23 protein-coding genes are annotated in these 24,565 nt (G+C 59.9%); 9 read left to right on the top strand and 14 right to left on the bottom strand.

What is annotated here, in order from left to right:
* Window positions 1-214: 214 nt before the first annotated feature.
* The 9 genes from msrQ to mrcB all read right to left on the bottom strand — a co-directional run bounded on the left by msrQ (window position 215) and on the right by mrcB (window position 10,034).
* On the bottom strand, window positions 215-835 hold the full coding sequence (msrQ, locus tag M2400_RS15150; protein ID WP_177115765.1) for a protein-methionine-sulfoxide reductase heme-binding subunit MsrQ: 621 nt from the start codon (window positions 833-835) through the stop codon (window positions 215-217).
* Window positions 835-1,848, bottom strand: a complete 1,014-nt coding sequence (msrP, locus tag M2400_RS15145; RefSeq protein WP_177120107.1) for a protein-methionine-sulfoxide reductase catalytic subunit MsrP — start codon at window positions 1,846-1,848, stop codon at window positions 835-837. The genes msrQ and msrP overlap by 1 nt, the downstream gene beginning before the upstream one ends.
* Before the next feature lie 64 nt (window positions 1,849-1,912).
* Window positions 1,913-2,770, bottom strand: a complete 858-nt coding sequence (gene pssA / locus M2400_RS15140) for a CDP-diacylglycerol--serine O-phosphatidyltransferase (RefSeq protein WP_177042258.1) — start codon at window positions 2,768-2,770, stop codon at window positions 1,913-1,915.
* A 144-nt stretch (window positions 2,771-2,914) separates the two neighbouring features.
* Window positions 2,915-3,931 carry a ketol-acid reductoisomerase gene (gene ilvC / locus M2400_RS15135; protein ID WP_003212125.1) on the bottom strand — a complete coding sequence of 339 codons (1,017 nt, stop codon included), beginning with the start codon at window positions 3,929-3,931 and terminating at the stop codon, window positions 2,915-2,917.
* A gap of 50 nt (window positions 3,932-3,981) precedes the next feature.
* Window positions 3,982-4,473, bottom strand: a complete 492-nt coding sequence (gene ilvN, locus M2400_RS15130; RefSeq protein WP_003176102.1) for an acetolactate synthase small subunit — start codon at window positions 4,471-4,473, stop codon at window positions 3,982-3,984.
* Complete coding sequence (locus M2400_RS15125) at window positions 4,474-6,198, bottom strand: acetolactate synthase 3 large subunit (RefSeq protein WP_010174427.1); 1,725 nt, start codon at window positions 6,196-6,198, stop codon at window positions 4,474-4,476.
* A 431-nt stretch (window positions 6,199-6,629) separates the two neighbouring features.
* Complete coding sequence (locus M2400_RS15120) at window positions 6,630-6,959, bottom strand: YqcC family protein (RefSeq protein WP_003212129.1); 330 nt, start codon at window positions 6,957-6,959, stop codon at window positions 6,630-6,632.
* Entirely contained in the window at window positions 6,959-7,693 is a 735-nt protein-coding gene (locus tag M2400_RS15115; protein WP_177042256.1) for a M48 family metallopeptidase, read from the bottom strand. Before M2400_RS15115 ends, M2400_RS15120 begins: the two co-directional genes overlap by 1 nt.
* 16 nt (window positions 7,694-7,709) lie before the next feature.
* Window positions 7,710-10,034: a penicillin-binding protein 1B gene (gene mrcB, locus M2400_RS15110; RefSeq protein WP_177042254.1), complete on the bottom strand. Its 2,325-nt coding sequence runs from the start codon at window positions 10,032-10,034 to the stop codon at window positions 7,710-7,712.
* A gap of 118 nt (window positions 10,035-10,152) precedes the next feature.
* Here mrcB and M2400_RS15105 point away from each other — a divergent pair, with 118 nt between their 5' ends.
* The 3 genes from M2400_RS15105 (at window position 10,153) to M2400_RS15095 (ending at window position 12,620) form a co-directional block, all read left to right on the top strand.
* Complete coding sequence (locus M2400_RS15105) at window positions 10,153-11,709, top strand: bifunctional aminoglycoside phosphotransferase/ATP-binding protein (RefSeq protein ID WP_259196566.1); 1,557 nt, start codon at window positions 10,153-10,155, stop codon at window positions 11,707-11,709.
* 94 nt (window positions 11,710-11,803) lie between these two features.
* Complete coding sequence (locus tag M2400_RS15100; RefSeq protein ID WP_088423518.1) at window positions 11,804-12,148, top strand: pentapeptide repeat-containing protein; 345 nt, start codon at window positions 11,804-11,806, stop codon at window positions 12,146-12,148.
* Between the two features lie 199 nt (window positions 12,149-12,347).
* Window positions 12,348-12,620 (top strand): TfoX/Sxy family protein, encoded by a 273-nt coding sequence (locus tag M2400_RS15095; protein ID WP_010174414.1) that lies wholly within the window; start codon window positions 12,348-12,350, stop codon window positions 12,618-12,620.
* Between the two features lie 249 nt (window positions 12,621-12,869).
* Here M2400_RS15095 and M2400_RS15090 read toward each other — a convergent pair whose 3' ends face one another.
* The 3 genes from M2400_RS15090 to M2400_RS15080 are packed head-to-tail and all read right to left on the bottom strand — an operon-like array spanning window position 12,870 to window position 15,549.
* Window positions 12,870-13,637, bottom strand: coding sequence for a heme ABC transporter ATP-binding protein (locus tag M2400_RS15090; RefSeq protein ID WP_259196562.1), 768 nt, complete (start codon window positions 13,635-13,637; stop codon window positions 12,870-12,872).
* On the bottom strand, window positions 13,637-14,620 hold the full coding sequence (locus tag M2400_RS15085) for an iron ABC transporter permease (protein ID WP_177042268.1): 984 nt from the start codon (window positions 14,618-14,620) through the stop codon (window positions 13,637-13,639). The genes M2400_RS15090 and M2400_RS15085 overlap by 1 nt, the downstream gene beginning before the upstream one ends.
* Before the next feature lie 50 nt (window positions 14,621-14,670).
* A complete protein-coding gene (locus M2400_RS15080) occupies window positions 14,671-15,549 on the bottom strand; it encodes a hemin ABC transporter substrate-binding protein (protein WP_177078855.1) in 879 nt (292 codons plus the stop codon).
* A gap of 206 nt (window positions 15,550-15,755) precedes the next feature.
* Here M2400_RS15080 and M2400_RS15075 point away from each other — a divergent pair, with 206 nt between their 5' ends.
* The gene (locus tag M2400_RS15075) at window positions 15,756-16,073 is read left to right on the top strand and encodes a Rieske (2Fe-2S) protein (protein ID WP_177078856.1); all 318 of its coding nucleotides are present in this window, start codon (window positions 15,756-15,758) and stop codon (window positions 16,071-16,073) included.
* Here the strand turns inward: M2400_RS15075 and sfsA are convergent.
* Together sfsA and M2400_RS15065 are read right to left on the bottom strand one after the other, a co-directional pair.
* Window positions 16,070-16,783, bottom strand: coding sequence for a DNA/RNA nuclease SfsA (gene sfsA / locus M2400_RS15070; RefSeq protein WP_259196556.1), 714 nt, complete (start codon window positions 16,781-16,783; stop codon window positions 16,070-16,072). The two genes, M2400_RS15075 and sfsA, sit on opposite strands and share 4 nt — an antisense overlap.
* Window positions 16,783-17,955 (bottom strand): pyridoxal phosphate-dependent aminotransferase, encoded by a 1,173-nt coding sequence (locus M2400_RS15065; RefSeq protein ID WP_177078858.1) that lies wholly within the window; start codon window positions 17,953-17,955, stop codon window positions 16,783-16,785. The genes sfsA and M2400_RS15065 overlap by 1 nt, the downstream gene beginning before the upstream one ends.
* Before the next feature lie 321 nt (window positions 17,956-18,276).
* Here M2400_RS15065 and dksA point away from each other — a divergent pair, with 321 nt between their 5' ends.
* From dksA to M2400_RS15040, 5 genes are all read left to right on the top strand, one after another.
* Window positions 18,277-18,711: an RNA polymerase-binding protein DksA gene (dksA, locus tag M2400_RS15060; protein ID WP_003212154.1), complete on the top strand. Its 435-nt coding sequence runs from the start codon at window positions 18,277-18,279 to the stop codon at window positions 18,709-18,711.
* 84 nt (window positions 18,712-18,795) lie between these two features.
* Window positions 18,796-19,683: a tRNA glutamyl-Q(34) synthetase GluQRS gene (gluQRS, locus tag M2400_RS15055; RefSeq protein WP_177129906.1), complete on the top strand. Its 888-nt coding sequence runs from the start codon at window positions 18,796-18,798 to the stop codon at window positions 19,681-19,683.
* 62 nt (window positions 19,684-19,745) lie between these two features.
* Window positions 19,746-19,922, top strand: coding sequence for a hypothetical protein (locus tag M2400_RS15050; protein WP_003176118.1), 177 nt, complete (start codon window positions 19,746-19,748; stop codon window positions 19,920-19,922).
* Window positions 19,906-22,860 (top strand): sensor histidine kinase, encoded by a 2,955-nt coding sequence (locus M2400_RS15045; protein WP_023659379.1) that lies wholly within the window; start codon window positions 19,906-19,908, stop codon window positions 22,858-22,860. Before M2400_RS15050 ends, M2400_RS15045 begins: the two co-directional genes overlap by 17 nt.
* Before the next feature lie 22 nt (window positions 22,861-22,882).
* Window positions 22,883-24,319, top strand: a complete 1,437-nt coding sequence (locus M2400_RS15040) for a sigma-54 dependent transcriptional regulator (RefSeq protein WP_259196549.1) — start codon at window positions 22,883-22,885, stop codon at window positions 24,317-24,319.
* The last annotated feature ends 246 nt before the right edge of the window (window positions 24,320-24,565 follow it).

Genomic DNA, 24,565 nt, shown 5'->3' with positions numbered 1-24,565 from the left:
TCAACACCTCTTTTTCTCCGCTTTCGACCGAGAAGATCGAATCGTTAACAGGGCCAAACTACACGACCTTATCAACTCCTTCTGGGCTTCGATGATCTGAAGCAGCTCGCTGTCGAAACCTACATAACTCTTTGTTTACCAAGGAGTTTTCCGTTTCGACTGCGCCGGAAGTGGGGCGAATTATAGACTTCCAGAATCTGCCGTCAAGGGTTAATTACGCTTTTGTTGCAGAAGATGGTTTTTTAGCAATAAGGCGGGGAATCCGGCGCATTACAGGTGGCACCCGCAGGATCAAAAGCAGCGCCCCTATAGATGCATAGATAGCCCACTCCTTTAAATCCGCCCGCACGATCCACAACATATGCAGCAAACCAAGCCCGAGAATCACGTAAACCAGACGATGCAGCTTCTTCCAGCGAGCACCAAGGCGACGCTGACTGTAGCGGTTGGAAGTGACTGCCAGCACCAACAGAGAAAGGAACCCCAGGGTACCGACGATAATGTAGGGACGCTTGCGCAGCTCAACACCCAACTGCGACCAATCAAGCCCCAGGATAAAGACGCAATAAGCCACAAGATGCAAAACAACATACGCAAAGCACCACAACCCCAACTGCCGTCGCACGACGATCCACCCCGCCCAACCGCTGAGTTTCTGCAGCGGGGTCATTGCCAAGGTGATCAACAACAGAATCAAGGTGCCAAGCCCGAGCCGGTCCATCAGCACTTTGCCGGGGTCAGGCCCCAGCGCAAAGCTCCAGGCCTCGTACAACCAGAACAGCGGCCACACTGCCGCTGCTATAAAGACGCCGACGCGCCAGATCGGGTAGCGCATCAATAGTTCTTCCGCAGGTCGAGGCCCGTATAAAGAGAGGCGACCTCATCCGAGTAGCCGTTGAACATTTGCGTCTCGCGCACATTAGGACTGAACAGCCCACTTGGCAGGCGCCGCTCCCGAGCCTGGGTCCAGCGCGGATGGTCGACGGTAGGGTTCACGTTCGCATAAAACCCATACTCACTCGCGGCGATGCTTTGCCACGTTGTTTTCGGCTGCTCGCTGACCAGACTGATGCGTACGATCGACTTGACGCTCTTGAATCCATACTTCCAGGGCACCACCAACCGCAACGGCGCGCCATTCTGGTTCGGCAGTTCCCGGCCGTACATGCCCACTGCCAGAATCGCCAGTGGATTCATCGCCTCATCCAGTCGCAGCCCTTCTACATAAGGCCAGTCAATCAAGGCGAAGCTGGACCGCTGGCCCGGCATGCTCTTGGGATCCTGCAGGGTCTCAAAACGGATGTACTTGGCGTTTGAGGTCGGCTCGACGTGCTTGAGCAATTCCGAAATAGGGAAACCCATCCATGGAATGACCATCGACCACGCCTCTACACAGCGCAGACGATAGATCCGCTCTTCCAACTGATACGGTTTCATGAAGTCTTCAAGCGCATAGCGCCCGGGCTTGGCGACCTCACCGTCGATCACCACACTCCACGGCTCAGTCTTCAGAGACCCGGCATTAGCCGCCGGGTCGCCCTTGTCCGTGCCAAATTCATAGAAGTTGTTGTAGTGGGTTGCGTCCTTGAACGGAGTGATCGCCTCATCCTTGACGGTTACCGCCTGCCATTTTGTACCCGGCAGTTTTTCGGCAAACCATCCGGGCGCCTTGCCCGGCTCGACATCGGCATAACGCGCAGCATCATCCGCACTGGCCCAACGCGGCAGGCTGCTGGCAGCTATGCCGGCAAGCGCACCACCGAGCAAGCTGCGGCGAGAGAAATAGAGGGATTCGGGCGTGACGTCCGATTCTTGGCAATCAGACGCTTTGGGGATCTTGATTAACATGGCAACTCCGCAGCTTTTGGAGAACAGATGCACCAATAGACTGCGGAGTATGGGGGAAATTACATTAAGGCAACGTTTTGCGCTGACGAAGATGCAGCAGGTACTGCACCGGGCCGGACGCGGCATACACAAGGAACGCCAACAGCAGGATTCTCGGTGGATCACTGAAGACCACGGCAAACACCAGCACTACCGCCAGGATAGCCACAAACGGCACACGCCCCTTGAGGTCCAGCTCCTTGAAGCTGTTGTACTTGATGTTGCTGACCATCAGCATGCCGGCCGCCGCGACCATCAAGGCCACCAGGAACGACATCTTGGAGCCCTGGATACCGTAGTCACTGAACGCCCAGACAATACCGGCCACCACGCCCGCGGCTGCCGGGCTGGCCAGTCCGATGAAGTAGCGCTTGTCAGCAGTCCCCACCTGGGTATTGAAGCGCGCCAGGCGCAGTGCTGCGCCAGCCACATAGATGAAGGCAACCATCCAACCCACCTTGCCCATGTCTCCCAGCGCCCAGGCAAATGCCAACAGCGCCGGCGCCACACCAAAGGCAACCATGTCCGACAGCGAGTCGTACTCGGCACCGAACGCACTCTGGGTGTTGGTCATGCGCGCCACACGCCCGTCCAGGCCATCAAGGACCATCGCGACAAAAATCGCGATCGCGGCAAAACCAAAGTACTTGCTGGCACTGGCAGCATCGCCGGCCGCCAGAGCGCTCTGGGCACTCATGGAATTGATGATGGAATAGAACCCCGCGAACAGGTTCGCAGTGGTGAACAGATTGGGCAGAAGATAGATGCCACGATGCCGGACTTTACGGCCTTCAGCATCATGCCCTTCTTCGACATGTTCATCGATCGGTAGCAGGCTTTCGGCGTCAGAGGCCTGGTTTGGCTCTTCGGGACGTTCGCTCATGGACTTTACCTTGCAACGGTGTGAAAAATTTCGACAGAAACTTGCGGCGAGTGTTCGCCCGCAAACGATGCAGCTTTATACCAGAACCTGCCCCGCAAACGAAAAAACGCGGCCTAGGCCGCGTTTTCCCTTGATACGTACGACTTAGTTTTTGGCTTTGTCGACGATCTTGTTGGCACCGATCCACGGCATCATGGAGCGCAGTTGCTCGCCGATGATCTCGATACCGTGAGCGGCGTTGTTACGACGCTTGGCGGTCATCGAAGGGTAGCCGGTTGCGCCTTCGCTGATGAACATTTTGGCGTACTCGCCGTCCTGAATACGTTTCAGGGCGTTGCGCATGGCCTGACGGGACTCGGCGTTGATCACTTCCGGGCCAGTCACGTACTCGCCGTATTCGGCGTTGTTGGAGATCGAGTAGTTCATGTTGGCGATACCGCCTTCGTACATGAGGTCAACGATCAGCTTCAGTTCGTGCAGGCATTCGAAGTAGGCCATTTCTGGCGCGTAGCCAGCTTCAACCAGGGTTTCGAAACCGGCTTTAACCAGTTCCACGGTACCACCGCACAGTACGGCTTGTTCGCCGAACAGGTCGGTTTCAGTCTCGTCCTTGAAGGTGGTTTCGATAATGCCGGTACGACCGCCACCAACGCCGGCAGCGTAGGACAGTGCAACGTTTTTGGCGTTGCCCGAAGCATCCTGGTAGATCGCGATCAGGTCAGGGATACCGCCGCCTTTGACGAACTCGGAACGCACGGTGTGGCCCGGTGCTTTCGGCGCGATCATGATCACGTCGAGGTCAGCGCGCGGCACAACCTGGTTGTAGTGGATCGCGAAGCCGTGGGAGAAGGCCAGGGTGGCGCCCTTCTTGATGTTCGGCTCGATTTCATTTTTGTACAGCGCGGACTGGAACTCATCCGGGGTCAGGATCATGACCAGGTCGGCAGCAGCAACAGCGGAAGCAACGTCAGTCACTTTCAGGCCGTGAGCTTCAGCCTTGGCAACAGTGGCCGAGCCTTTGCGCAGGCCAACAGTCACGTCAACGCCGGAATCTTTCAGGTTGCACGCTTGAGCGTGGCCCTGGGAACCGTAGCCGATGATGGCGACTTTTTTGCCCTGGATGATCGACAGGTCACAATCTTTATCGTAATAAACTTTCATGAGGTTCCTCTATATATCCAGGCCGTTTAAGGCCATTCGCTAAATTTGAGTTAGATGCTGAGTACTTTGTCGCCACGAGCAATCCCGGTGACGCCACTGCGTACAGTTTCCAGAATCGAGGCCGTCCCGATCGACTGGATGAAGCTGTCCAGCTTGTCGCTTGTACCGGTCAGTTGAACGGTATAAACGCTGGCGCTCACATCGACGATCTGCCCGCGATAAATGTCGGTAGTGCGCTTGATCTCGGCCCGTTGTGCACCCGTAGCCTTGACTTTTACCAGCATCAGCTCGCGCTCGATGTGGGCACTTTCCGACAAGTCGACCAGCTTGACCACTTCGATCAGCTTGTTGAGGTTTTTGGTGATCTGCTCGATCACCTCATCATGGCCAACGGTGGTCAACGTCAGGCGCGACAGGGTCGGGTCTTCAGTCGGCGCCACGGTCAGGCTTTCGATGTTGTAGTTGCGTTGCGAAAACAGGCCGACCACACGTGACAGAGCACCCGGTTCGTTCTCCAGAAGCAGGGAGATAATGTGCCGCATTTAGGTACGCTCCGTCTTGTTCAGCCACATATCGCGCATGGAGCCGTCTTTGATCTGCATCGGGTAGACGTGCTCGCTGGTGTCGACCTGAATATCGAGGAACACCAGGCGGTCCTTCATGGCGAATGCCTCTTCCATCATCGGCTTCAAATCCTTCAGATCGGTGATGCGCATGCCGACGTGGCCATAGGCTTCAACCAATTTGACGAAGTCGGGCAGAGATTCCATGTAGGAGTGCGAGTGACGGCTGCCGTAACTCATGTCCTGCCACTGACGGACCATGCCCAGTACACCGTTGTTCAGGCAGACGATCTTCACCGGCAAGCCATATTGCAGGCACGTCGACAGTTCCTGGATGTTCATCTGGATGCTGCCTTCGCCGGTGACGCACGCAACGTCGGTATCCGGGAAGCTCAGCTTCACACCCATGGCCGCAGGGAAACCAAAGCCCATCGTGCCCAGGCCACCGGAGTTGATCCAGCGGTTAGGCTTGTCGAACTTGTAGTACTGCGCCGCGAACATCTGGTGCTGGCCCACGTCGGAGGTCACAAAGGCATCGCCCTTGGTCACTTCGCACAGGGTTTCGATCACGGTTTGCGGCTTGATGACGCTGCCATCGCCCTTGTCGTAAGGGAACAGGCCGCGGTCACCGCGCCACTCGTCGATCTGCTTCCACCAGCTGGCAACGGAATCCTTGTTCGGGGCTTCGCCGATTTCCTTCAACGCTGCGACCATTTCGGTCAGTACGCTTTCCACCGGACCTACGATAGGCACGTCGGCCTTGATGGTCTTGGAGATGGACGCCGGGTCGATATCGATGTGGATGATCTTGGCATTCGGGCAGAATTTGCTCGCGCCGTTGATCACCCGGTCATCAAACCGCGCACCGACGGCGAGGATCACGTCAGCGTGGTGCATGGCCAGGTTGGCGGTGTAGCTGCCGTGCATGCCGAGCATGCCGACGAACTGACGATCCGAACCCGGGAACGCACCGAGACCCATCAAGGTATTGGTTACCGGCAGGTTGAGCATCTTGGCCAGTTCGGTAAGCGGTGCGGAACCGCCGCCCAGAATCACGCCGCCACCCGAGTAAAGCACCGGACGCTTGGCCGCCAACAGCATTTCTGCCGCCTTGCGGATTTGCCCCGAGTGCCCGCGAACGGCCGGGCTGTAGGAGCGCAGCTTGGCTTTCTTCGGGAAGACGTATTCGAATTTCTCAGCCGGGTTGGTCATGTCTTTCGGAATATCGACCACAACAGGGCCCGGGCGACCGGACTGTGCGAGGTAGAACGCCTTCTTCATGACTTCCGGGATTTCCGAGGCATGCTTGATCATGAAGCTGTGTTTCACGATCGGCCGGGAGATACCGATCATGTCGGTTTCCTGGAATGCATCGGTACCGACCATGGTGCTCGCCACCTGGCCGGAAATGATCACCATCGGGATGGAGTCCATATACGCCGTCGCGATGCCAGTGATGGCATTGGTCGCGCCAGGGCCGGAAGTCACCAGTACCACACCGGCTTTACCGGTGGCACGGGCGTAACCGTCAGCCATATGGGTAGCAGCTTGTTCGTGGCGAACCAGGATGTGAGTAACAGCCGGTTCCTTGAACAGTGCGTCGTAGACATGCAGCAGAGCACCACCTGGGTACCCGTAGATATAGTCGACGCCTTCGTCACGCAAAAAGCGGACGAGCATCTCACCGCCAGATAAAAGCTCCACGTTGTTCACCTCTAAAACGCCAGAATACCGTCCGTTGAAAACCGACGGGTCTTAATAGGTTTACTTCTCAGCAGAGCATGAGCGACGGTGGTCGCCGACTACGTCAGCACTGACTGAGCAAGTATTGGGAGCGTCCCAAGTGTTGCGGGATTTTCCCACCCAGCGCGAGGTAACGCGTTGCGGGTGTAACAGGTCGGCGCGGGTGTGCGCCTCATGATCTGCTGAGTGGGTCTGCTTCTGGCAGTCCCTCTACAGCGGACTTTGGATTCTTCTGTTTCAGCCCCTCCAAGTCAAGCAATAATTGCGCTTTTTTCCAACTAAGCGCATGAGAACGCAGAAGAAAGGGGCTTGAGGAGGGATAAAACTCGCCTGAATGGCGCAAAGCGGTAGAAATATGCGCAAGACTGCCGGAAAAACCGGCAGCCAGGCAATTAACGAGCGTCGACGATCAGTTGGTCGAACTTTTTCAGCGCAGTCCGCAAGCCAAGGCTCTCAAGGGGCCGATCGGCGTAAACCATCTCGGCCATCTCCAGAATCCCCGATGCATTGGGCAATGGCAGGTCCTGCTCGAGGATCTGCTTCATCCTTGTCAGAAAGATCCATTGCAGCCACTGGTGAAAGTCCAGGGTATCGACGGAAAAGGGTTCAACACTGCTCAAGGCTTCGGCGCTGGGGGACACTTCGTCCCACCAGCCCTGCAAGCGCAGTTCGCGCTCAATCAACAACAACTGTTCGGCAATCGCCGGAAAGCGTGCATCCATCAGAGGCTTACCTTGGCTTTTTGACGAGCCTGCGCGGCACCGGCGGCATCGCCCTGCTTCTCACGGGCGTCGCCGATCAAGCTCCACAGGCTGGCCTGCAGATCAGGCCGGCCATTGGCCAGGGTCAGGCCGCGACGGGCAAATTGTTCAGCTTGCGGCGCATCGCCCTGGGCCATGCGAACCTGGGCCAGGCGGTAGAGCACTTGCGGCTCGCGAGGCGCCACGCGCTGGGCACGCTCGAGGCTGGACGATGCGCCATTCAAGTCGCCGCCCGACTGCTGCTGTTGGGCTGTGGTGAGCAACGCCAGCACCGGGCCATCCAACTGTTCATCGGCGGACAAACCACCGCCGCTGCTGGCAGAAGGAATCCCGCTTGGCGTCGACGGCATGTTGTAGGTGCCCTGGTTGATCGGTGCCGATTGAATCGGCGTGGAGTCGATCGGACCCGAGGTGCTCGGGCCTGGGGTCCACGGCTGAGTGCTGATCGGTGCCGAGGTAGCCGCACCACCGCCCGGGATCATCACCACTACACCCGAATCCTGAGGCACAGCTTGCGCCTGAGCCTGGGCTGGACGCTTGGTGACGGTTTGACGGAAGCCGCCATTGGCCGAGATCCGGTCGTTGTTGGACACCGTTGTGCTGGAGTCCACCACCGGGATAGAACCCCGCTCAACACTGGCGCAACCACCGAGCAATGCCAAAACTGTAATAGCTGGAATCAACAACTTGTTCACGTGAAACCCTCTTTGCTTAATTCATCCAGCCCTTGACCCAATCCATCACCGATTCAGCGCTGGCGGGCGCACTGGCGCCGCACGCTGCACCGGGAGGCGGTTCGCTGCCGCGAATATACGGCATCTGCACCGCGCCCGGACAGTTGGCATCGGAACCCTGGCCGGTATGCGGGTCGATCCAGGCCTGGACGATATTGTCTGGCTGCGGCATGTTCAGCGGCAGTGGATCGGCCTTCTTCATGAAACTGGTCCACACCTGCAACGCGCCGGTGGCACCGGTGAATGGTGTCTTGCCGTTGTCATCGCGCCCCAGCCAGACCACCGCCAGCAGGTCCTGACTGAAACCGGCGAACCAGCTGTCCCGGGAATCGTTACTGGTGCCGCTCTTGCCCGCCAGCGTCAGGTTGGCCGGCAGCACGTTATAGGCCGAGCGCCCGGTACCTTCACGCATCACGCGCTGCATGGCGTTCTGGATCAGGTAGATCGAGGCCGGGTCAAAGCGCTGCTGGATCTGGAACGGATAACGCTTGAGCGGTTCGCCCTCTGCCGTCAACACGCTGCGGATCCCGCGCATCGGCGTATTGAAACCACCGTTGGCCAGGGTCTGGTACATGGTCGCCACTTCCATCGGGCTCATCGCGCCAGCACCCAACAGCATCGAAGGGAACGCCGGGAACTCGCGAGTGATGCCCAAGCGGGCGAGCGTCTTGAGGACATTCGGCACACCCAGCTCAAGGCCGAGACGGGAAGTCGAGATGTTGTAGGAATGCGCCAACCCCTGATACAGGAAAATCGTACCGTGAGAGCGACGATCAAAGTTATGCGGCGTCCACATCTGGCCATCGGCACCCTTGACCGACAACGGGTCATCGGACAGCCAACTGGTCAGCGTGTACTTGCTCGGTTTTTCCAGCGCGGTCAGGTACACCGCCGGCTTGACCAGCGAGCCGATCGGTCGCACCGCATCCAGCGCCCGGTTGAACCCGGCAAAGCTGGCCTGGCGACTGCCGATCATGGCCTGGACTTCACCGGTTTCCGGATTGGTCACTACCATGGCGGCCTCGACATCGTCGGAGCCTTTACGGCCCGCCAGGCGCTTGAAGGTGTCATTGACCGAGGCTTCGGCCTTCATCTGCAGGATAGGATCGAAACTGGTGAAGATCCGCAGGCCTTCTTCGGTCAAGTCTTCGTCGCGATAGTCGTCACGCAACTGACGCTTGACCAGGTCGATGAAGCCCGGGAATGAGCTGTCGGCAAGCTTGCCGCGGGTGGTCACACCCAGTGGCATTTTTTTCGCGGCAGCGACTTGTTCCGGGGTGGCGACACCTTGCTGCTCAAGTACATCGAGCACCAGGTTGCGCCGCTCCAGCGCACGCTCCGGGTTGCGGCGCGGGTTGTAGTAGGAAGGCCCCTTGACCATGCCCACCAGCAACGCCACCTGATGCAACTTCAGCTCCGACAACGGCTGGCCGAAGAAGAACTGGCTGGCCAGACCGAAACCGTGCACCGCACGCTGACCGTCCTGGCCGACGAACACTTCGTTGAGGTACGCCTCAAGAATTTCCTGCTTGCTGTAATGCAACTCCAGCAGCATTGCCATCATGGCTTCGGTGAGTTTACGGGTCAGGCTGCGTTCGTTGGTGAGGTAGAAGTTCTTGACCAATTGTTGCGTCAGCGTACTGCCGCCCTGGGTCATCTTGCCGCCAGAGGTGTTGACCCAAATGGCACGCGCGATGGATTTGGGCGATACACCCCAGTGGCTGTAGTAATCCCGGTCTTCCACGGCTATCAGGGTATCCAGCAGGTAAGGCGGCACCTGATCGATCTTGATCAGGATGCGGTCTTCCAGGTTTTTAGGATAAATCCCACCGATCAATAAGGGCTCCAGACGCACCACCGGCAGTTTCGAGCCGTTGAGCGAGGACAGTTCGGCCACATAGTCGCCAGAGAAACGCACGCGTACCGGCTGGGGTTTTTCCAGGCCTTCATAGAACTGGAAGCCGCGGGTGTTCAAGTCGACGGTGTTGCCGCTGACGGCTGCGGCACCGGGGCCATTGCTCACGGCCTCGCGGCGATAACCCAGGGCATCGAGTTCGGTGAGGAAGTCATCCTTGCTCAGCTTCTGGCCGGTGAACAGTTCCAGCGGGCGCGCGTACACCTTGGCCGGAATGGTCCAGCGCTTGCCAGAGAACTTCTCCTGGACCACGGCATCGAGGTAGACCGCGAAGCCGGCGATCACTACGAGCCCTACCAGGCTGAGCTTAAGCGCCCAGCCCAGCCACGGACGCAGGCCACGGGAAGGAGGTTTTTTACGGGAACGGGGAGATCGGGTACGAGTCATGGCGGCGGATTATACGCACTTTATTGATGACCAACATGAGCCGGACAGCGGTTTGCACGACCGCCTGTAGGAGCCATAATGCCCGCCATGAATTTTCCCAGACTCTGAAGGATCGCCCGTGAGCCAGTCCCTGATTGCAGCCCTACAAAACCCGGCCCTGTTTTCCCATCCTGTGGATAAGTTCCAAGTCATCGAGACCCATATTTCCTGGGTCCTGCTCACGGGTGACTACGCCTATAAGATGAAGAAGCCGGTCAATTTCGGCTTCCTCGATTTCACGTCCCTGGAAGCCCGGGGCCACTTTTGCAATGAAGAACTGCGCCTCAACCAGCGTCTGACCGACGATTTGTATCTGGAAGTGTTGCCAATCACCGGCAGTGCCGAAGCACCACAATTGGGCGGTGACGGCCCGGTGCTTGATTACGTGCTGAAAATGCGCCAGTTCCCGCAGAGCCAACTGCTCAGCACCCTGCAAGCCAACGGCGAACTGACCAATTCGCACATCGACGAGATGGCCAGGCAGATTGCGCACTTTCACCTGAACGCCCCGAAAGTACCCGCCAGCCACTCCGCCGGCACCCCGCACGATGTGATGGCGCCGGTGCTCCAGAACTTCGAGCAGATCCGTCCGTTCCTCAGCGACAAGGCCGACCTGGTACAACTCGACGCCCTCCAGGCCTGGGCCGAAAGCAGCTTCGAGCGTCTCAAGCCGCTGTTCGAGCAACGCAAGCTCAATGGTTTCACTCGCGAATGCCACGGTGATATCCACCTCGGCAACGCCACGATGATTGATGGCCATGTGGTGATCTTCGACTGCATCGAGTTCAACGAACCGTTCCGCTTTACCGACGTGTATGCCGACACTGGCTTCCTGGCGATGGACCTTGAAGACCGTGGCCTCAAAAGCCTGGCGCGGCGCTTTATCAGCCAGTACCTGGAGCTGACCGGCGACTATCAAGGCCTGGAGGTGCTGAACTTCTACAAAGCCTATCGCGCCCTGGTACGCGCCAAAGTCGCACTGTTCAGCATGCCTTCCGAGGCAGACGCGGTGCAGCGCGCGACCACCCTGCGTCAATACCGCAACTACGCCAACCTGGCAGAAAGCTACAGCACCATCCCGTCGCGCTTCCTGGCCATCACCCACGGCGTATCGGCCGTGGGCAAAAGCCACGTGTCCATGCGCCTGGTCGAAGCATTGGGGGCGATTCGCCTGCGTTCGGACGTGGAGCGCAAGCGCCTGTTCGGTGAGCAGAAGGTCGAGAACACGCCGCAGGCCGGCATCTACGCCGCAGACGCCAGCGCTGCGACCTACACACGCTTGAACGAGATTGCCGACACCGTGCTGCGCGCCGGTTTCCCGGTAGTCCTGGATGCCACCTTCCTCAAGCGCGAACAACGCGATGCCGCGGCCAAAATCGCCGAGGCCACCGGCGCGCCGTTCCTGATCCTAGACTGCAATGCGCCACAGGCCGTTATCGCCGCTTGGCTGGCACAACGGCAGGCGGACAAAAACGATCCTTCCGACGCCACCCTGGCCGTCATCGAAGAGCAGCAGGCCACCCGGGATCCACTCAGCGCCGAAGAGCTGCTACTCAGCAAACGCGTGGAGACCAATGAAAGCGGGACCCTGGACGCGTTGGTGGCACATATTCGTCAGCGTCTGCCGGGACTGTAAGAAATATTTCTTGGTCGTGTAGCCTCCTGGGGCTCACGGCCAAGCAATAGTGGCACTATAATGGCGTCATAATTCCAACACGGGAGTCGCCGTTGTGAGCCAGCCGAAGCTACTTGATACCCCGCTTTACGCGCTTCTGCATAAAGATGACATCCGAGGCTTCAACCAGGAGCGCCCGAAAGACGGCGCCATCGATATGCGTGGCGGCGACTTTCGCGGCCTGGACTTGCGCGACCTGAACGCCGAGGGCGTGGATTTCACCGACGCTTACTTCCGTTCCGCCGACTTGCGCGGCCTGGATTTGCGTGGGTGCCCCCTGGAAGGGGCGAGCCTGGCGCACGCCCAGATTTCCGGGACTTACTTCCCGCCTGAGTTGAGCGCCGACGAGATCCTGATGTCCGTCAATTTCGGCACGCGCCTGCGCTACCGCACACGCTGAACAGCAGAATCGGCACCCGGCTACGCGCAATGCGTACCGGGCCGCCCTCCCTTTTCCCACGCAAATTCCCGCCTGCCTTAGAAGCTTTTAGGTCGTTGCCGACCAAAGAACTACGCTTTTCCTACTGAGCGCTACACTCCTTTCAGGCTTGCCTGGTAACGATACCCACCGAACCATTCGGCCGTCGCAAGGAGGCTTGATGAATGATGAGCTGCAACACCTGAAAAACCTTGGCAAGACGTCGGCGCAATGGCTGCATGCGGTGGGCATCCACAGCGCGTCCGACTTACGCCGCCTGGGGGCAGTCGACGCTTACCGTGCCGTACGTACCCGGGGCTTCAGAGCATCCAAAGTACTGCTGTATGCCATTGAAGGCGCGCTGATGGATGTGCACTGGAATGACATTCCCGTTGAGCGCAAGGAAGCATTGAACCGTCAGCTGGACGCTCTTTCGGCACGCCAAAAGAATTGAGACGGCAATTTTCATCAATGTTTCCGGGGACTCCAACCGAATGTTTGAGGAAATCCAACGAGACCTTAAAAACAAATGTTGACTCTCAAATGAGAATCGTTATGATTATCACAACTGGTCGCGAGATCAGCCGATAACTGAAAGACCATTGGTTCGGACTCTCAGATTATCTCCTCATCAGGCTAATCACGGTTATTTGACCCGGCTCTTGCCGGGTCTTTTTTTGCCTGTAGAAAACTGCGGCGATTTTCAGCGTGCAATGATCAACGGGTGCCCGCGCTCCGGATGCGGCTGCACCAACACATCCAGCCCAAATACCGCCTTGAGCGGCTCGGGGCGCAAGACCTGCGCTGGCGTATCCAGAGCATGTGGCCTTCCATCCTCCAGCAACAGGATGCGATCACAGTAGCGTGCCGCCAGGTTCAGGTCGTGAAGGATCACCAGTACTGCAGCGCCGCGGTCGGCAAAGGTGCGGATTGCCTGCAAGGTGGTGTGCTGGTGCAGTGGATCGAGCATCGATGTTGGCTCATCCAGCAACAGGGTCTGCCCTGCTTCCCCCGGCCACAGCTGCGCCAGCACCCGCGCCAGGTGCACGCGCTGGCGCTCGCCGCCCGACAACGCCAGGTAGCTGCGACCGCTCAAGTGACCAACATCGGCGGCCTGCAGGGCGGCGTCGATGATTGCGTCGTCACGCACACGGCCGGTCTGATGGGGCAAGCGCCCCATGCCGACGACCTCTTCGACACGAAATGCAAAATCCAGAGTCGAGGTCTGTGGCAATACCGCCAGGCGCTGGGCACGTTGCGCGCCGCCCCAGCCCTTCAACTCGCGCTGATCCAGCAACACCCGGCCCTGGTCGGGCTGCAACTCGCCACATAACGCACCGAGCAATGTACTTTTTCCCGCACCGTTGGGACCCAGTACACCGAGCACTTCACCCGGCAGCAGATCCAGGGTGACATCCGCCAGAACGGTTTTGCGCCCCCGGCGAATCTGCAGGTCTTCTACTCGCAGCATCAGGCGCGCCCTCGCAACAACAGGTAGAGAAAAAACGGCGCACCGATAAACGCGGTAACAATGCCGATCGGCAATTCCGCCGGCGCCAGGGCCAGGCGAGCCACCAGATCGGCAAACAACAGCAAACTCGCCCCTGCCAGCACCGAGGCCGGCAGCAACACCCGATGGTCGGGCCCCGCCAGCAGGCGGACCAGATGCGGCACCACCAGCCCGACAAAGCCGATCATCCCCGCCGCCGCCACGGCCGCGCCCACACCCAGCGCGGTGCAGAACACCAGTTCGCGCTTGAGGCCTTCAACATCAATGCCCAAATGACTGGCTTCCGACTCACCCAGCAGCAGCGCATTCAACGCCTTCGCCCGACGCGGCAGCCACAGCGCTACGCCGGCGCTCACCAGCAGCAGCGGCCATAGCCGCGAATAACTGGCGCCATTCAGGCTGCCCAGGTTCCAGAACGTCAGGGTGCGCAAGGTGGCGTCATCCGCCAGGTAGGTAAACAGGCCCACCGCCGAACTGGCGAGGGCTGTCAGGGCGATACCTGCCAGCAACATGGTCGCGACATTGGTTTGGCCGTTGCGCCGGCCCAGGCGATAGACCAGCGCCGTCACCCCCAAGCCGCCAAGAAAGGCACACAACGACAGCAGGTACGGCCCGAGAGCATCCGGCAGGCCGCCAAAAAATGCGCCGCCGACAATCGCAATCGCCGCGCCCAACGCCGCGCCGCTGGAAACCCCGACCAGACCGGGGTCGGCCAATGGGTTGCGAAACAGCCCCTGCATGGCAACACCCGAGAGCGCCAACACCCCGCCAACGGCCAGGCCCAACAGTGTGCGCGGCAGGCGAATCTGCCCGAGAATCAGCTCAGCCTGTTCCAGCCCCTGAGCCTCGATCGGCACACCCAGCATGCGCAAGGCTGCCCGCAGTGTGTCCATCAACGGCAAGCTGACCGGCCCCAGGGCCAGTGACAACCAGATCGCCAACACACACAACAGGCTCAAGCCGATAAACAGGGTTCGCGGTTTAACCAGAGTGGTCATGGGGCGGTTTTAGCCTGGGACGGATAGAACCCGGCAGACAGCTTCACCAGACTTTGCGGCAGGCGCGGCCCCAGCCCGCCCACCAGCAGGGTCGGATCCAGCTCATAGACGCGCCCGTTCTTGGCCGCCGGCGTTGAAGCCAGGATCGGATTTTCCTTGAACAGCGCCGCGCGGGCCGCATCACCCGTCAGGGCACGATCGGCAAACACCAGCACCTCGGGGTTGAGCCCCGCCAGGGATTCCACGGAAAACGGTTTGTAACCACTGTGGGTTGCCAGGTTATGGCCGCCGGCCTGTTGCAGCATCCAGTCAGCCGCCGTGTCTTTACCCGCGATCAGCGGTTTGCCACCGGCATGCCCCAGCAGCAGCAACACGCCAGGCGCCTTTTGCGTGGCCTGGGCCTTGGTCACCCAGTTCTTTTGTTGATCAAGTTGTTTCTGGTAACCGCTGAACAGTTCGGCGGCCTTGGCTTCGCTGCCCAGTAACTTGCCCAAATGCTGAAGGTTGCCTTGCAGGGTTGGCAGGTCCGGCTCGGCGGAAAACAGCTCCACTTTCACACCGGCATTGCGGATTTGCGCCAATACCGGCGGCGGTCCCATTTCTTCGGTGCCGACCAGGATTTGCGGACGCAGGCTGAGGATGCCTTCCGCCGACAACTGACGCTGATAACCAATGCTCGGTAACGCCTTGAGGGATTCAGGATGCTGACTGGTGGTGTCCACGCCCACCAACTTTGACTCACCGCCCAGGGCCGTCACCCATTCCGACAACGCACCACCGGCGCTGACCCAGCGTTGTGGCAGTTCAGAGGCCTGGGCCCCAGCGTTGACCAGCAGTCCGACAACGAGCGCGATAGCGCTGGCACTCAGGCGCATAAAAGGGTTTCCTTCCAAGGGGTGGGCCCGCTGAAACACTCGCAATGTGACAGATCAACGCTGCCCGACATCGTACAGAGCGCCCAGTCAGCTAACGGGCGAAGCCGGCATTTGATAATTGTTTGCATTTGCACGTCAAGCACCGGGCTCTCCGGCAAACTCAGGATAGCCTCGCAGCCCGCAAACGGCGGCACTTAAGGACCGATATGAAGTTTCTCTGCGCCTCCAGCGAGCTCGCACCCAACACCAGCCTCGGTTTCGATATCGACGGCCGCAAGCTGTTTGCCGTGCGCCGCGAAGGGGTTGCCTACTTCTATATCAACCGTTGCCCACATCGCGGAGTGCCGCTGGAATGGCAGCCGGACCAGTTTCTGGACCCCAGCGCCAGCCTGATCCAGTGCGCCACCCATGGCGCGCTGTTTTTGATCGAGAGCGGTGAGTGCGTCGCCGGGCCTTGCGCCGGCCAGAGCCTGACTGCCCTGCCCGGCCGCGAGGACGAACAGGGCCTGTGGGTGCAGATCTAGTCGCCGAGCACCACGTCCAGGCGACGGTCGACACAGATTTCCTCTGACGTCACCCGCACGCCATAGGCCAGCACCTCGACGCCCGCCGCCTTGGCCTCACGCAACGCAGCCGCATAACCGGCATCAATTTCTTCGGCAGGACGCACCGCATCGATCCCCGAGAGGTTGACGCAGTACAGTTGCACCGCCCGCACGCCTTCACGCGCCAAGTGCGCCAACTCCCGTAGATGCTTGGCCCCACGCTGGGTCACCGCATCGGGAAACGCGGCAGTGGAGGTCCCGTCGAACCCGAGGGTGACGCTTTTGACTTCGACATACGCCGCACCCGCCGGGTAATCCAGGCGGAAATCGATCCGGCTGTTTTCCTGGCCGTAGGCGACTTCGCGCTTCAAGGCGGTAAAGCCATTGAGCTCGGTGATAACTCCCGCGCGCAGCGCTTCTTCCACCAACTGATTGGCCCTCGCCGTGTTCACGCACGCCAGGCGCCCTTGTGGGGTTTCGCTGATTTCCCAAGTGCCGGGCAGCTTGCGCTTGGGGTCATTGGAGCGGCTGAACCAGACCTGGCCACCTTCCACCATGCAGTTGAACATCGAGCCGGTGTTCGGGCAGTGAATGGTCAGCAACTCGCCGGTAACGGATTCGATATCGGCGAGAAAACGCTTGTAACGGCGAATCAGCCGGCCTTCTTCGAGGGGAGGATTAAAGCGCATCAGCCTTGCCAGCTCCGTAGTCCACGGGCAATCCGTTCAACGGCTTGCTGCAGGCGATCAAGGTTTTGCGTGTAGGCAAACCGCACATGGTGACCGGCTTGATAACGACCGAAATCCAACCCCGGGGTGAACGCTACGTGCTCAGTTTCGAGGAAGTGCCGGCAGAAAGCGAAGGCATCACCGCCGAATGCGCTGATATCGGCGTACAGGTAGAACGCGCCCTCCGGCTCAACGGCGATACCGAACCCCAGCTCCCGCAGGGCTGGCAGCAGGAAGTCGCGGCGCCGACCGAACTCGGCCCGGCGATCCTCAAGAATATTCAACGTTTCCGGGGTAAAGCAGGCCAAGGCCGCATGCTGGGCCATGCTCGGCGCACTGATGTAGAGATTCTGCGCGAGTTTTTCCAATTCGCCGACGGCAGCTGGCGGCGCCACCAGCCAGCCCAGGCGCCAGCCGGTCATTCCGAAATACTTCGAAAAACTATTTAGAACGAAGGCTTCATCGTCGACTTCCAGCACGCTGGCGGCATCGGTGCCGTAGGTCAGGCCGTGATAGATCTCATCCACCACCAGGTGCCCGTTGCGCGCCTTGATGGCGCTCGACAGCCCGGCCAACTCATCGCGCGTCAGGATGGTGCCAGTGGGGTTAGCGGGTGAAGCAACCAACGCGCCCACGCTGTCCTGGTCCCAATGGCGTGCCACCAGGTCGGCAGTCAGTTGATAACGCACATCCGGGCCCACCGGGACCAGTTGCGCCGCGCCTTCTACCAATCGCAGGAAGTGACGGTTGCACGGATAGCCAGGGTCTGCCAGCAGCCAGTGCTTGCCGGGATCCACCAGTAGGCTGCTCGCCAGCAACAAGGCGCCCGAGCCGCCTGGTGTAATCAGAATTCGCTCAGGGTCGATGCTCAACCCATAACGCTGCTGGTAGAAACCGCTGATGGCTTCGCGCAGCTCCGGCAGCCCGCGGGCCGCGGTGTAGCGAGTCTTGCCATTGGCCAGCGCCGCTTGCCCGGCCTTGATGATGGGCTCGGCGGTGGTGAAGTCCGGCTCGCCGATTTCCAGGTGAATCACGTCGTGACCGGCGGCCTGCAATTCATTGGCCCGCGCCAGCAACGCCATGACATGGAAAGGTTCGATAGCGCGGCTGCGCGCACTGTAGGGCTGAGCCATTAGCCTTCCTTAACTGTGAGGACAAACCCCGATTCTACCCAACCCGCCGCGCAAAACCCGCTCTATTGCCCGAATACCTGTAGCGAGCACGGCGGGCAACTACCTGCAAAACAGCTAAAATCAACATTCGAGACCGTACAAGCCCGCCCTGCTGGGGCCTGCGGCGGTTTGCAAGCCTCAGGAGACGGTGCCTCGACAACCGGGAGTGGCGCACCCCGAATCTATCTGGTAAGTTCGCCCGCTTGCAGCCGCAGGGCCGGCAGGTGTCGGTGATGTTGCAATCCTGCGCAATGGATTAGAAGAGTGAGAGGCGGTCCATTCATGCCCACCCAAGCAAAGCAACAGAGCATCAGCGGCTTCCAACCCTACGTCGAGGCGAAGGGTGAGGAATACATGGGCAAGCCCATGCGCGAACACTTCTCCAAGATCCTGAAGCAGTGGAAACAGGACTTGATGCAAGAGGTTGACCGTACCGTTGACCATATGAAGGACGAAGCGGCCAACTTCCCCGACCCGGCAGACCGTGCCAGCCAGGAAGAAGAGTTCGCCCTTGAACTGCGCGCCCGTGATCGCGAGCGCAAGCTGATCAAGAAAATCGACAAGACCCTGCAGCTCATCGAAGACGAAGAGTATGGCTGGTGCGAGTCCTGCGGCGTCGAGATCGGTATTCGTCGCCTGGAAGCGCGTCCTACCGCCGACTTGTGCGTGGACTGCAAGACCTTGGCCGAAATCAAGGAAAAACAGGTCGGCAAGTAATCATTGCCGGGCTGAACAAATGGGGCGTGCGAACGCCCCATTTTTGTTTCTGGCGTTTGACGGTTTTCCAGTAATATCCGGCCCATGACTGCCTCCTCCTATATCGGGCGTTTCGCCCCCACGCCCAGCGGACACCTGCACTTCGGTTCCCTGGTCGCCGCCCTCGCCTCCTACCTCGACGCCCGCGCCAATCAAGGCCGCTGGCTGATGCGCATGGAAGATCTCGATCCGCCGCGGGAAGAGCCTGGCGCCCAGGCAGCCATTCTCAATGCCCTGGAACGCTACGGCTTCGAATGGGACGGGGAATTGGTCCGACAAAGCGAGCGGCATGATGCCTACGCTGAAGTGCTCAACCGCCTGTTCAATCACGGCCTGGCCTACGCCTGCACCTGTTCGCGCAAGCAACTGGAACCCTACAACGGGATATATCCGGGGCTGTGCCGCAATGCCGGCCATGACCAGCAAGATGCCGCCATCCGCCTGCGGGTGCCGGAGCTGGAATATCATTTCACCGATCGCGTACAAGGCGAATTCCGACAACATCTGGGGCGCGACGTAGGCGATTTCATCATCCGCCGCCGGGACGGCCTCTATGCCTACCAACTGGCCGTGGTCCTTGATGACGCCTGGCAAGGCATTACCGACATCGTGCGCGGCGCCGACCTGCTCGACTCCACACCGCGCCAGCTGTACCTGCAGGAACTGCTCGGCCTGCCCCAACCGCGTTACCTGCATGTGCCGCTGATCATCCAGCCGGACGGTAACAAATTGGGCAAATCCTACCGCTCACCGCCCTTGACCACGGACCAAGCGACGCCTTTGCTGTTAAGAGCCCTGCGTGCCCTCGGCCAGCCAGCGGGCGACGAACTGAACCACGCCAGCCCACGGGAACTGCTGGATTGGGGCATTCAACACTGGGACGCCGCGCAGATCCCGCGCACACTCACACTGGCCGAAGCGCAATTGCGCTGAAGGCGCTTGCAGCTTGCGAGCCATCCGTTACCATCGCCGCAGTTTTTCAATCAGAGGCCAACATGTACATCTATCGATTGGTCCTGCTGCTGGTCGTCGGGATCTACCTGTTTTCTCCCGCCATCATGGATTGGTGGATCGACGCCACAGGCGCCTGGTACCGGCCCTATCTGCTTTGGCTGATTCTGATCGTCGTGACTTTCATCCTGCAGAGCCAAAAAGATGCCGATGAGCTTTAGCCTGACCGAGATGCTGCTGATCAGCGCCGCCTACCTGGCCGCGCTGTTCGGGGTAGCCTGGATCAGTGAACGTGGAATGATTCCGCGGGCGATCATTCGCCATCCGTTGACCTACACCTTGTCCCTGGGCGTGTACGCCAGCGCCTGGGCGTTTTATGGCACGGTGGGCCTGGCCTATCAGTACGGTTATGGCTTTCTTTCGAGCTACCTCGGGGTGTCCGGGGCGTTCTTGCTGGCGCCGGTGCTGCTGTATCCGATCCTGAAAATCACCCGCACCTACCAGCTGTCGTCCCTGGCCGACCTGTTTGCCTTCCGTTTTCGCAGCACCTGGGCCGGTGCGCTGACCACCATCTTCATGCTGATCGGCGTGCTGCCGCTGCTGGCCTTGCAGATTCAGGCCGTGGCCGATTCCATCAGCATCCTGACCCGCGAGCCGGTACAACACCGTGTTGCATTGAGCTTCTGCGCACTGATCACCCTGTTCACGATTTTCTTTGGCTCACGGCATATCGCTACCCGTGAGAAACACGAAGGCCTGGTGTTCGCCATCGCGTTTGAATCGGTGATCAAGCTGATCGCCATTGGCGGCGTAGGCCTGTATGCGCTGTATGGCGTATTCGACGGCCCGCAACAGCTGGAACTGTGGCTGCTGCAAAACCAGACTGCCCTGGCCGCGCTGCACACACCGTTGCAGGAAGGCCCATGGCGCACGCTGCTGTTGGTATTTTTCGCCTCGGCCATCGTGATGCCGCACATGTACCACATGACCTTCACCGAGAACCTCAACCCGCGCTCGCTGGTCAGCGCCAGCTGGGGCTTGCCGCTGTTCCTGCTGCTGATGAGCCTGGCGGTGCCGCTGATCCTCTGGGCCGGCCTGAAGCTTGGCGCCACCACCAATCCGGAATACTTCACCCTGGGCGTCGGCATTGCCGCGAACAGCAAGTCTCTGGCGCTTTTGGCGTATGTCGGCGGGTTATCGGCCTCCAGCGGGCTGATCATCGTCAGCACCCTGGCGCTGTCGGGGATGGCGCTCAATCACTTGGTGCTGCCGCTCTACCAACCGCCGGCCGAAGGCAATATCTACCGCTGGCTGAAATGGACCCGCCGGGCCCTGATCGTCGCGATCATCATGGCCGGCTATGGTTTCTACCTGTTGCTGGGCGCCGAGCAGGACCTGGCCAACCTGGGCATTGTCGCCTTCGTCGCCACCTTGCAGTTCCTGCCGGGCGTGTTGTCGGTGCTGTACTGGCCGACTGCCAACCGCCGTGGATTTATCGCCGGGCTGCTGGCCGGGATCCTGGTGTGGACCGTAACCATGCTGTTGCCGCTGGTGGGCAATCTGCAGGGCTTCTACATCCCGCTGTTGAACATGATCTACGTGCTGGATGACACCAGCTGGCACATGGCTGCGATTGCCTCGCTGGCTGCAAACGTACTGATGTTCACCCTGATCTCGCTGTTCACCAACGCCAGCCCCGAAGAAACCAGCGCCGCCGAAGCCTGCGCGGTGGATAACGTACGCCGCCCGCAACGCCGTGAACTGCACGCCGCATCACCCCAGGAATTCGCCACGCAACTGGCCAAGCCGCTGGGCGCCAAGGCCGCGCAAAAGGAAGTCGAACAGGCCCTGCGCGATCTTTACCTGCCGTTCGACGAGCGCCGGCCTTACGCCTTGCGCCGCCTGCGTGACCGTATCGAAGCCAACCTTTCCGGCCTGATGGGCCCGAGTGTGTCCCAGGACATGGTCGAGACCTTCCTGCCCTACAAGGCCGGCGGCGAAAACTACGTGACCGAAGACATCCACTTCATCGAAAGCCGGCTGGAGGATTACCACTCGCGCCTCACCGGCCTCGCCGCCGAACTCGACGCCTTGCGCCGCTATCACCGCCAGACGTTGCAGGAACTGCCGATGGGCGTCTGCTCCCTGGCCAAGGATCAAGAGATCCTGATGTGGAACAAGGCCATGGAAGAGCTCACTGGCATCGCCGCCCAGCGCGTGGTGGGCTCGCGCCTGAACACCATTGGCGACCCGTGGAAAGAATTGCTCCAGGGCTTCATCAACCTGCCCGACGAACACTTGCACAAACAGCACCTGGCGCTGGACGGCCAGACCCGCTGGCTCAACCTGCACAAGGCCGCTATCGACGAGCCATTGGCGCCCGGCAACAGCGGCCTGGTGCTGCTGGTGGAAGATCTGACCGAAACCCAGATGCTCGAAGACAAGCTGGTGCACTCCGAGCGCCTGGCCAGCATCGGGCGCCTGGCGGCCGGCGTGGCCCATGAAATCGGCAATCCGATCACCGGTATCGCGTGCCTCGCGCAAAACCTGCGGGAAGAGCGCGAGGAAGACGGCGAAATCATCGAGATCAGCGGGCAGATACTTGAGCAGACCAAGCGTGTTTCGCGCATCGTGCAGTCGCTGATGAGCTTTGCCCACGCCGGCGCCCATCAGAATCATGACGAGGCCGTGTGCCTGGCCGAAGTGGCTCAGGATGCCATTGGGCTGCTGGCCTTGAACCGGCGCAATTTCGAAGTACAGTTCTTCAATCTGTGCGACCCGGAACACTGGGTCGACGGTGATTCACAACGCCTGGCCCAAGTGCTGATCAACCTGCTGTCCAACGCCCGCGACGCATCGCCGGCCGGCAGCGCAGTACGGGTCAAGAGCGAGGCTTTCGAGCACACGGTCGATCTGATCGTGGAGGACGAAGGCAGCGGCATTCCACAGAACATCATGGACCGATTGTTCGAACCCTTCTTCACCACCAAGGATCCGGGTGAAGGTACCGGTCTGGGCCTTGCACTGGTCTATTCCATCGTTGAAGAGCATTATGGACAAATCACCATCGACAGCCCGGCTGACACCGAAAGCCAACGCGGCACCCGTATTCGGGTGACCTTGCCGCGTCATGTCGAAGCGACGTCCGCTGTGAACTGAGACCGTCGAGAGAGTTGAATCAATGCCGCACATTTTGATCGTCGAAGACGAAACCATTATCCGCTCTGCCTTGCGTCGCCTGCTTGAACGTAATCAGTACCAGGTCAGCGAAGCCGGCTCGGTGCAGGAAGCCCAGGAGCGTTTCAGCATTCCCACGTTCGACCTGATCGTCAGTGACCTGCGTTTGCCGGGCGCCCCTGGCACCGAGCTGATCAAGCTCGGCCAAGGCACCCCGGTGCTGATCATGACCAGCTACGCCAGCCTGCGTTCGGCTGTGGACTCGATGAAGATGGGCGCGGTGGACTACATCGCCAAGCCTTTCGACCACGATGAGATGCTCCAGGCCGTGGCCCGCATCCTGCGTGACCGCCAATCTGCCAGCAGCACACCGGCTGAACGCCCGGCTGCGGGCAAGGCCGTCAACGGCGCAGAAAAACCCGGCGCTGATAACAGTAACGGCGAAATCGGCATCATCGGCTCCTGCCCACCGATGCAGGACCTGTACAGCAAGATCCGCAAGGTGGCGCCGACTGACTCCAATGTATTGATCCAGGGCGAGTCCGGTACCGGTAAAGAACTGGTGGCTCGCGCCCTGCACAACCTGTCCAAGCGCGCCAAGGCACCGATGATCTCGGTGAACTGCGCGGCGATCCCTGAATCCCTGATCGAATCCGAATTGTTCGGCCATGAAAAAGGTGCCTTTACCGGCGCCAGCGCTGGCCGTGCGGGTTTGGTTGAAGCTGCCGACGGCGGCACACTGTTTCTCGACGAGATTGGCGAGCTGCCACTGGAAGCCCAGGCGCGCTTGCTACGCGTGTTGCAGGAAGGCGAAATCCGCCGCGTCGGCTCCGTGCAATCGCAGAAGGTCGACGTACGGCTGATTGCGGCCACTCACCGTGACCTCAAAAGTCTGGCCAAGATCGGCCAGTTCCGTGAAGACCTTTATTACCGCCTGCACGTGATCGCTCTCAAACTGCCAGCCCTGCGTGAGCGCGGTGCCGACGTCAACGAGATCGCCACGGCCTTCCTGGCACGCCAGAGTGCGCGCATCAACCGTACCGACCTGAAGTTTGCCGCCGATGCCGAACAGGCCATCCGCCACTACTCTTGGCCCGGTAACGTGCGGGAACTGGAGAACGCGGTAGAACGTGCGGTGATTCTGTCGGAGAGCCCGGAAATTTCCGCCGAGCTGCTGGGGATCGATATCGAGCTCAGCGACCTGGACGATGACGACTTCATTGGCTTGCCGCCGCAGCAGGGTGGCAGTAACAACAGCCACGAGCCGACGGAAGATTTGTCACTGGAAGATTACTTCCAGCATTTCGTCCTCGAGCACCAGGACCACATGACCGAGACCGAACTGGCGCGCAAACTGGGCGTCAGCCGTAAATGCCTGTGGGAACGGCGCCAGCGCCTGGGCATTCCGCGGCGCAAGACCGGGGTTGCCAGCGAAAGCTGAGTGGGTCGCCCCCACAGGTAACACCCTCAGATGTGAAAAAACTGTTACCGCTGATTTTTCACGTAACAAAAGCCGGGGCTTACGGTAACGAAGCCCCGGCTTTTTTTCGCCTTCAAAAAACCCGAAAGCGCCCCAAACCCCTTATTTTGCTGGGCCTCGCAAAAGTTGGCACGCACCCTGCTATATGCTTAGTACAAAAACAATAACAAGCAAATGTACAAGACAATAAAAATAAGACGAATCGAC

The sequence above is a fragment of the Pseudomonas sp. BIGb0558 genome, assembly GCF_024807515.1.
Lineage (GTDB): Bacteria > Pseudomonadota > Gammaproteobacteria > Pseudomonadales > Pseudomonadaceae > Aquipseudomonas > Aquipseudomonas yamanorum_A.
Note: the sequence above shows the minus strand (reverse complement) of the source record. Positions and strands in the feature narration are given on the sequence as shown.

Bases quoted from the DNA above. Each gene is read 5' to 3' on its own strand.
- M2400_RS15065 (WP_177078858.1), bottom strand. From the start codon at position 17,955: ATGGCTCAGCCCTACAGTGCGCGCAGCCGCGCTATCGAACCTTTCCAT.
- M2400_RS15050 (WP_003176118.1), top strand. From the start codon at position 19,746: ATGTACATCTATCGATTGGTCCTGCTGCTGGTCGTCGGGATCTACCTG.
- msrP (WP_177120107.1), bottom strand. From the start codon at position 1,848: ATGTTAATCAAGATCCCCAAAGCGTCTGATTGCCAAGAATCGGACGTC.
- M2400_RS15040 (WP_259196549.1), top strand. From the start codon at position 22,883: ATGCCGCACATTTTGATCGTCGAAGACGAAACCATTATCCGCTCTGCC.
- M2400_RS15090 (WP_259196562.1), bottom strand. From the start codon at position 13,637: ATGCTGCGAGTAGAAGACCTGCAGATTCGCCGGGGGCGCAAAACCGTT.
- ilvN (WP_003176102.1), bottom strand. From the start codon at position 4,473: ATGCGGCACATTATCTCCCTGCTTCTGGAGAACGAACCGGGTGCTCTG.
- msrQ (WP_177115765.1), bottom strand. From the start codon at position 835: ATGCGCTACCCGATCTGGCGCGTCGGCGTCTTTATAGCAGCGGCAGTG.
- M2400_RS15120 (WP_003212129.1), bottom strand. From the start codon at position 6,959: ATGGATGCACGCTTTCCGGCGATTGCCGAACAGTTGTTGTTGATTGAG.
- M2400_RS15075 (WP_177078856.1), top strand. From the start codon at position 15,756: ATGAAGTTTCTCTGCGCCTCCAGCGAGCTCGCACCCAACACCAGCCTC.
- pssA (WP_177042258.1), bottom strand. From the start codon at position 2,770: ATGAGCGAACGTCCCGAAGAGCCAAACCAGGCCTCTGACGCCGAAAGC.
- M2400_RS15045 (WP_023659379.1), top strand. From the start codon at position 19,906: ATGCCGATGAGCTTTAGCCTGACCGAGATGCTGCTGATCAGCGCCGCC.
- sfsA (WP_259196556.1), bottom strand. From the start codon at position 16,783: ATGCGCTTTAATCCTCCCCTCGAAGAAGGCCGGCTGATTCGCCGTTAC.
- M2400_RS15095 (WP_010174414.1), top strand. From the start codon at position 12,348: ATGAATGATGAGCTGCAACACCTGAAAAACCTTGGCAAGACGTCGGCG.
- ilvC (WP_003212125.1), bottom strand. From the start codon at position 3,931: ATGAAAGTTTATTACGATAAAGATTGTGACCTGTCGATCATCCAGGGC.
- mrcB (WP_177042254.1), bottom strand. From the start codon at position 10,034: ATGACTCGTACCCGATCTCCCCGTTCCCGTAAAAAACCTCCTTCCCGT.
- M2400_RS15080 (WP_177078855.1), bottom strand. From the start codon at position 15,549: ATGCGCCTGAGTGCCAGCGCTATCGCGCTCGTTGTCGGACTGCTGGTC.
- gluQRS (WP_177129906.1), top strand. From the start codon at position 18,796: ATGACTGCCTCCTCCTATATCGGGCGTTTCGCCCCCACGCCCAGCGGA.
- dksA (WP_003212154.1), top strand. From the start codon at position 18,277: ATGCCCACCCAAGCAAAGCAACAGAGCATCAGCGGCTTCCAACCCTAC.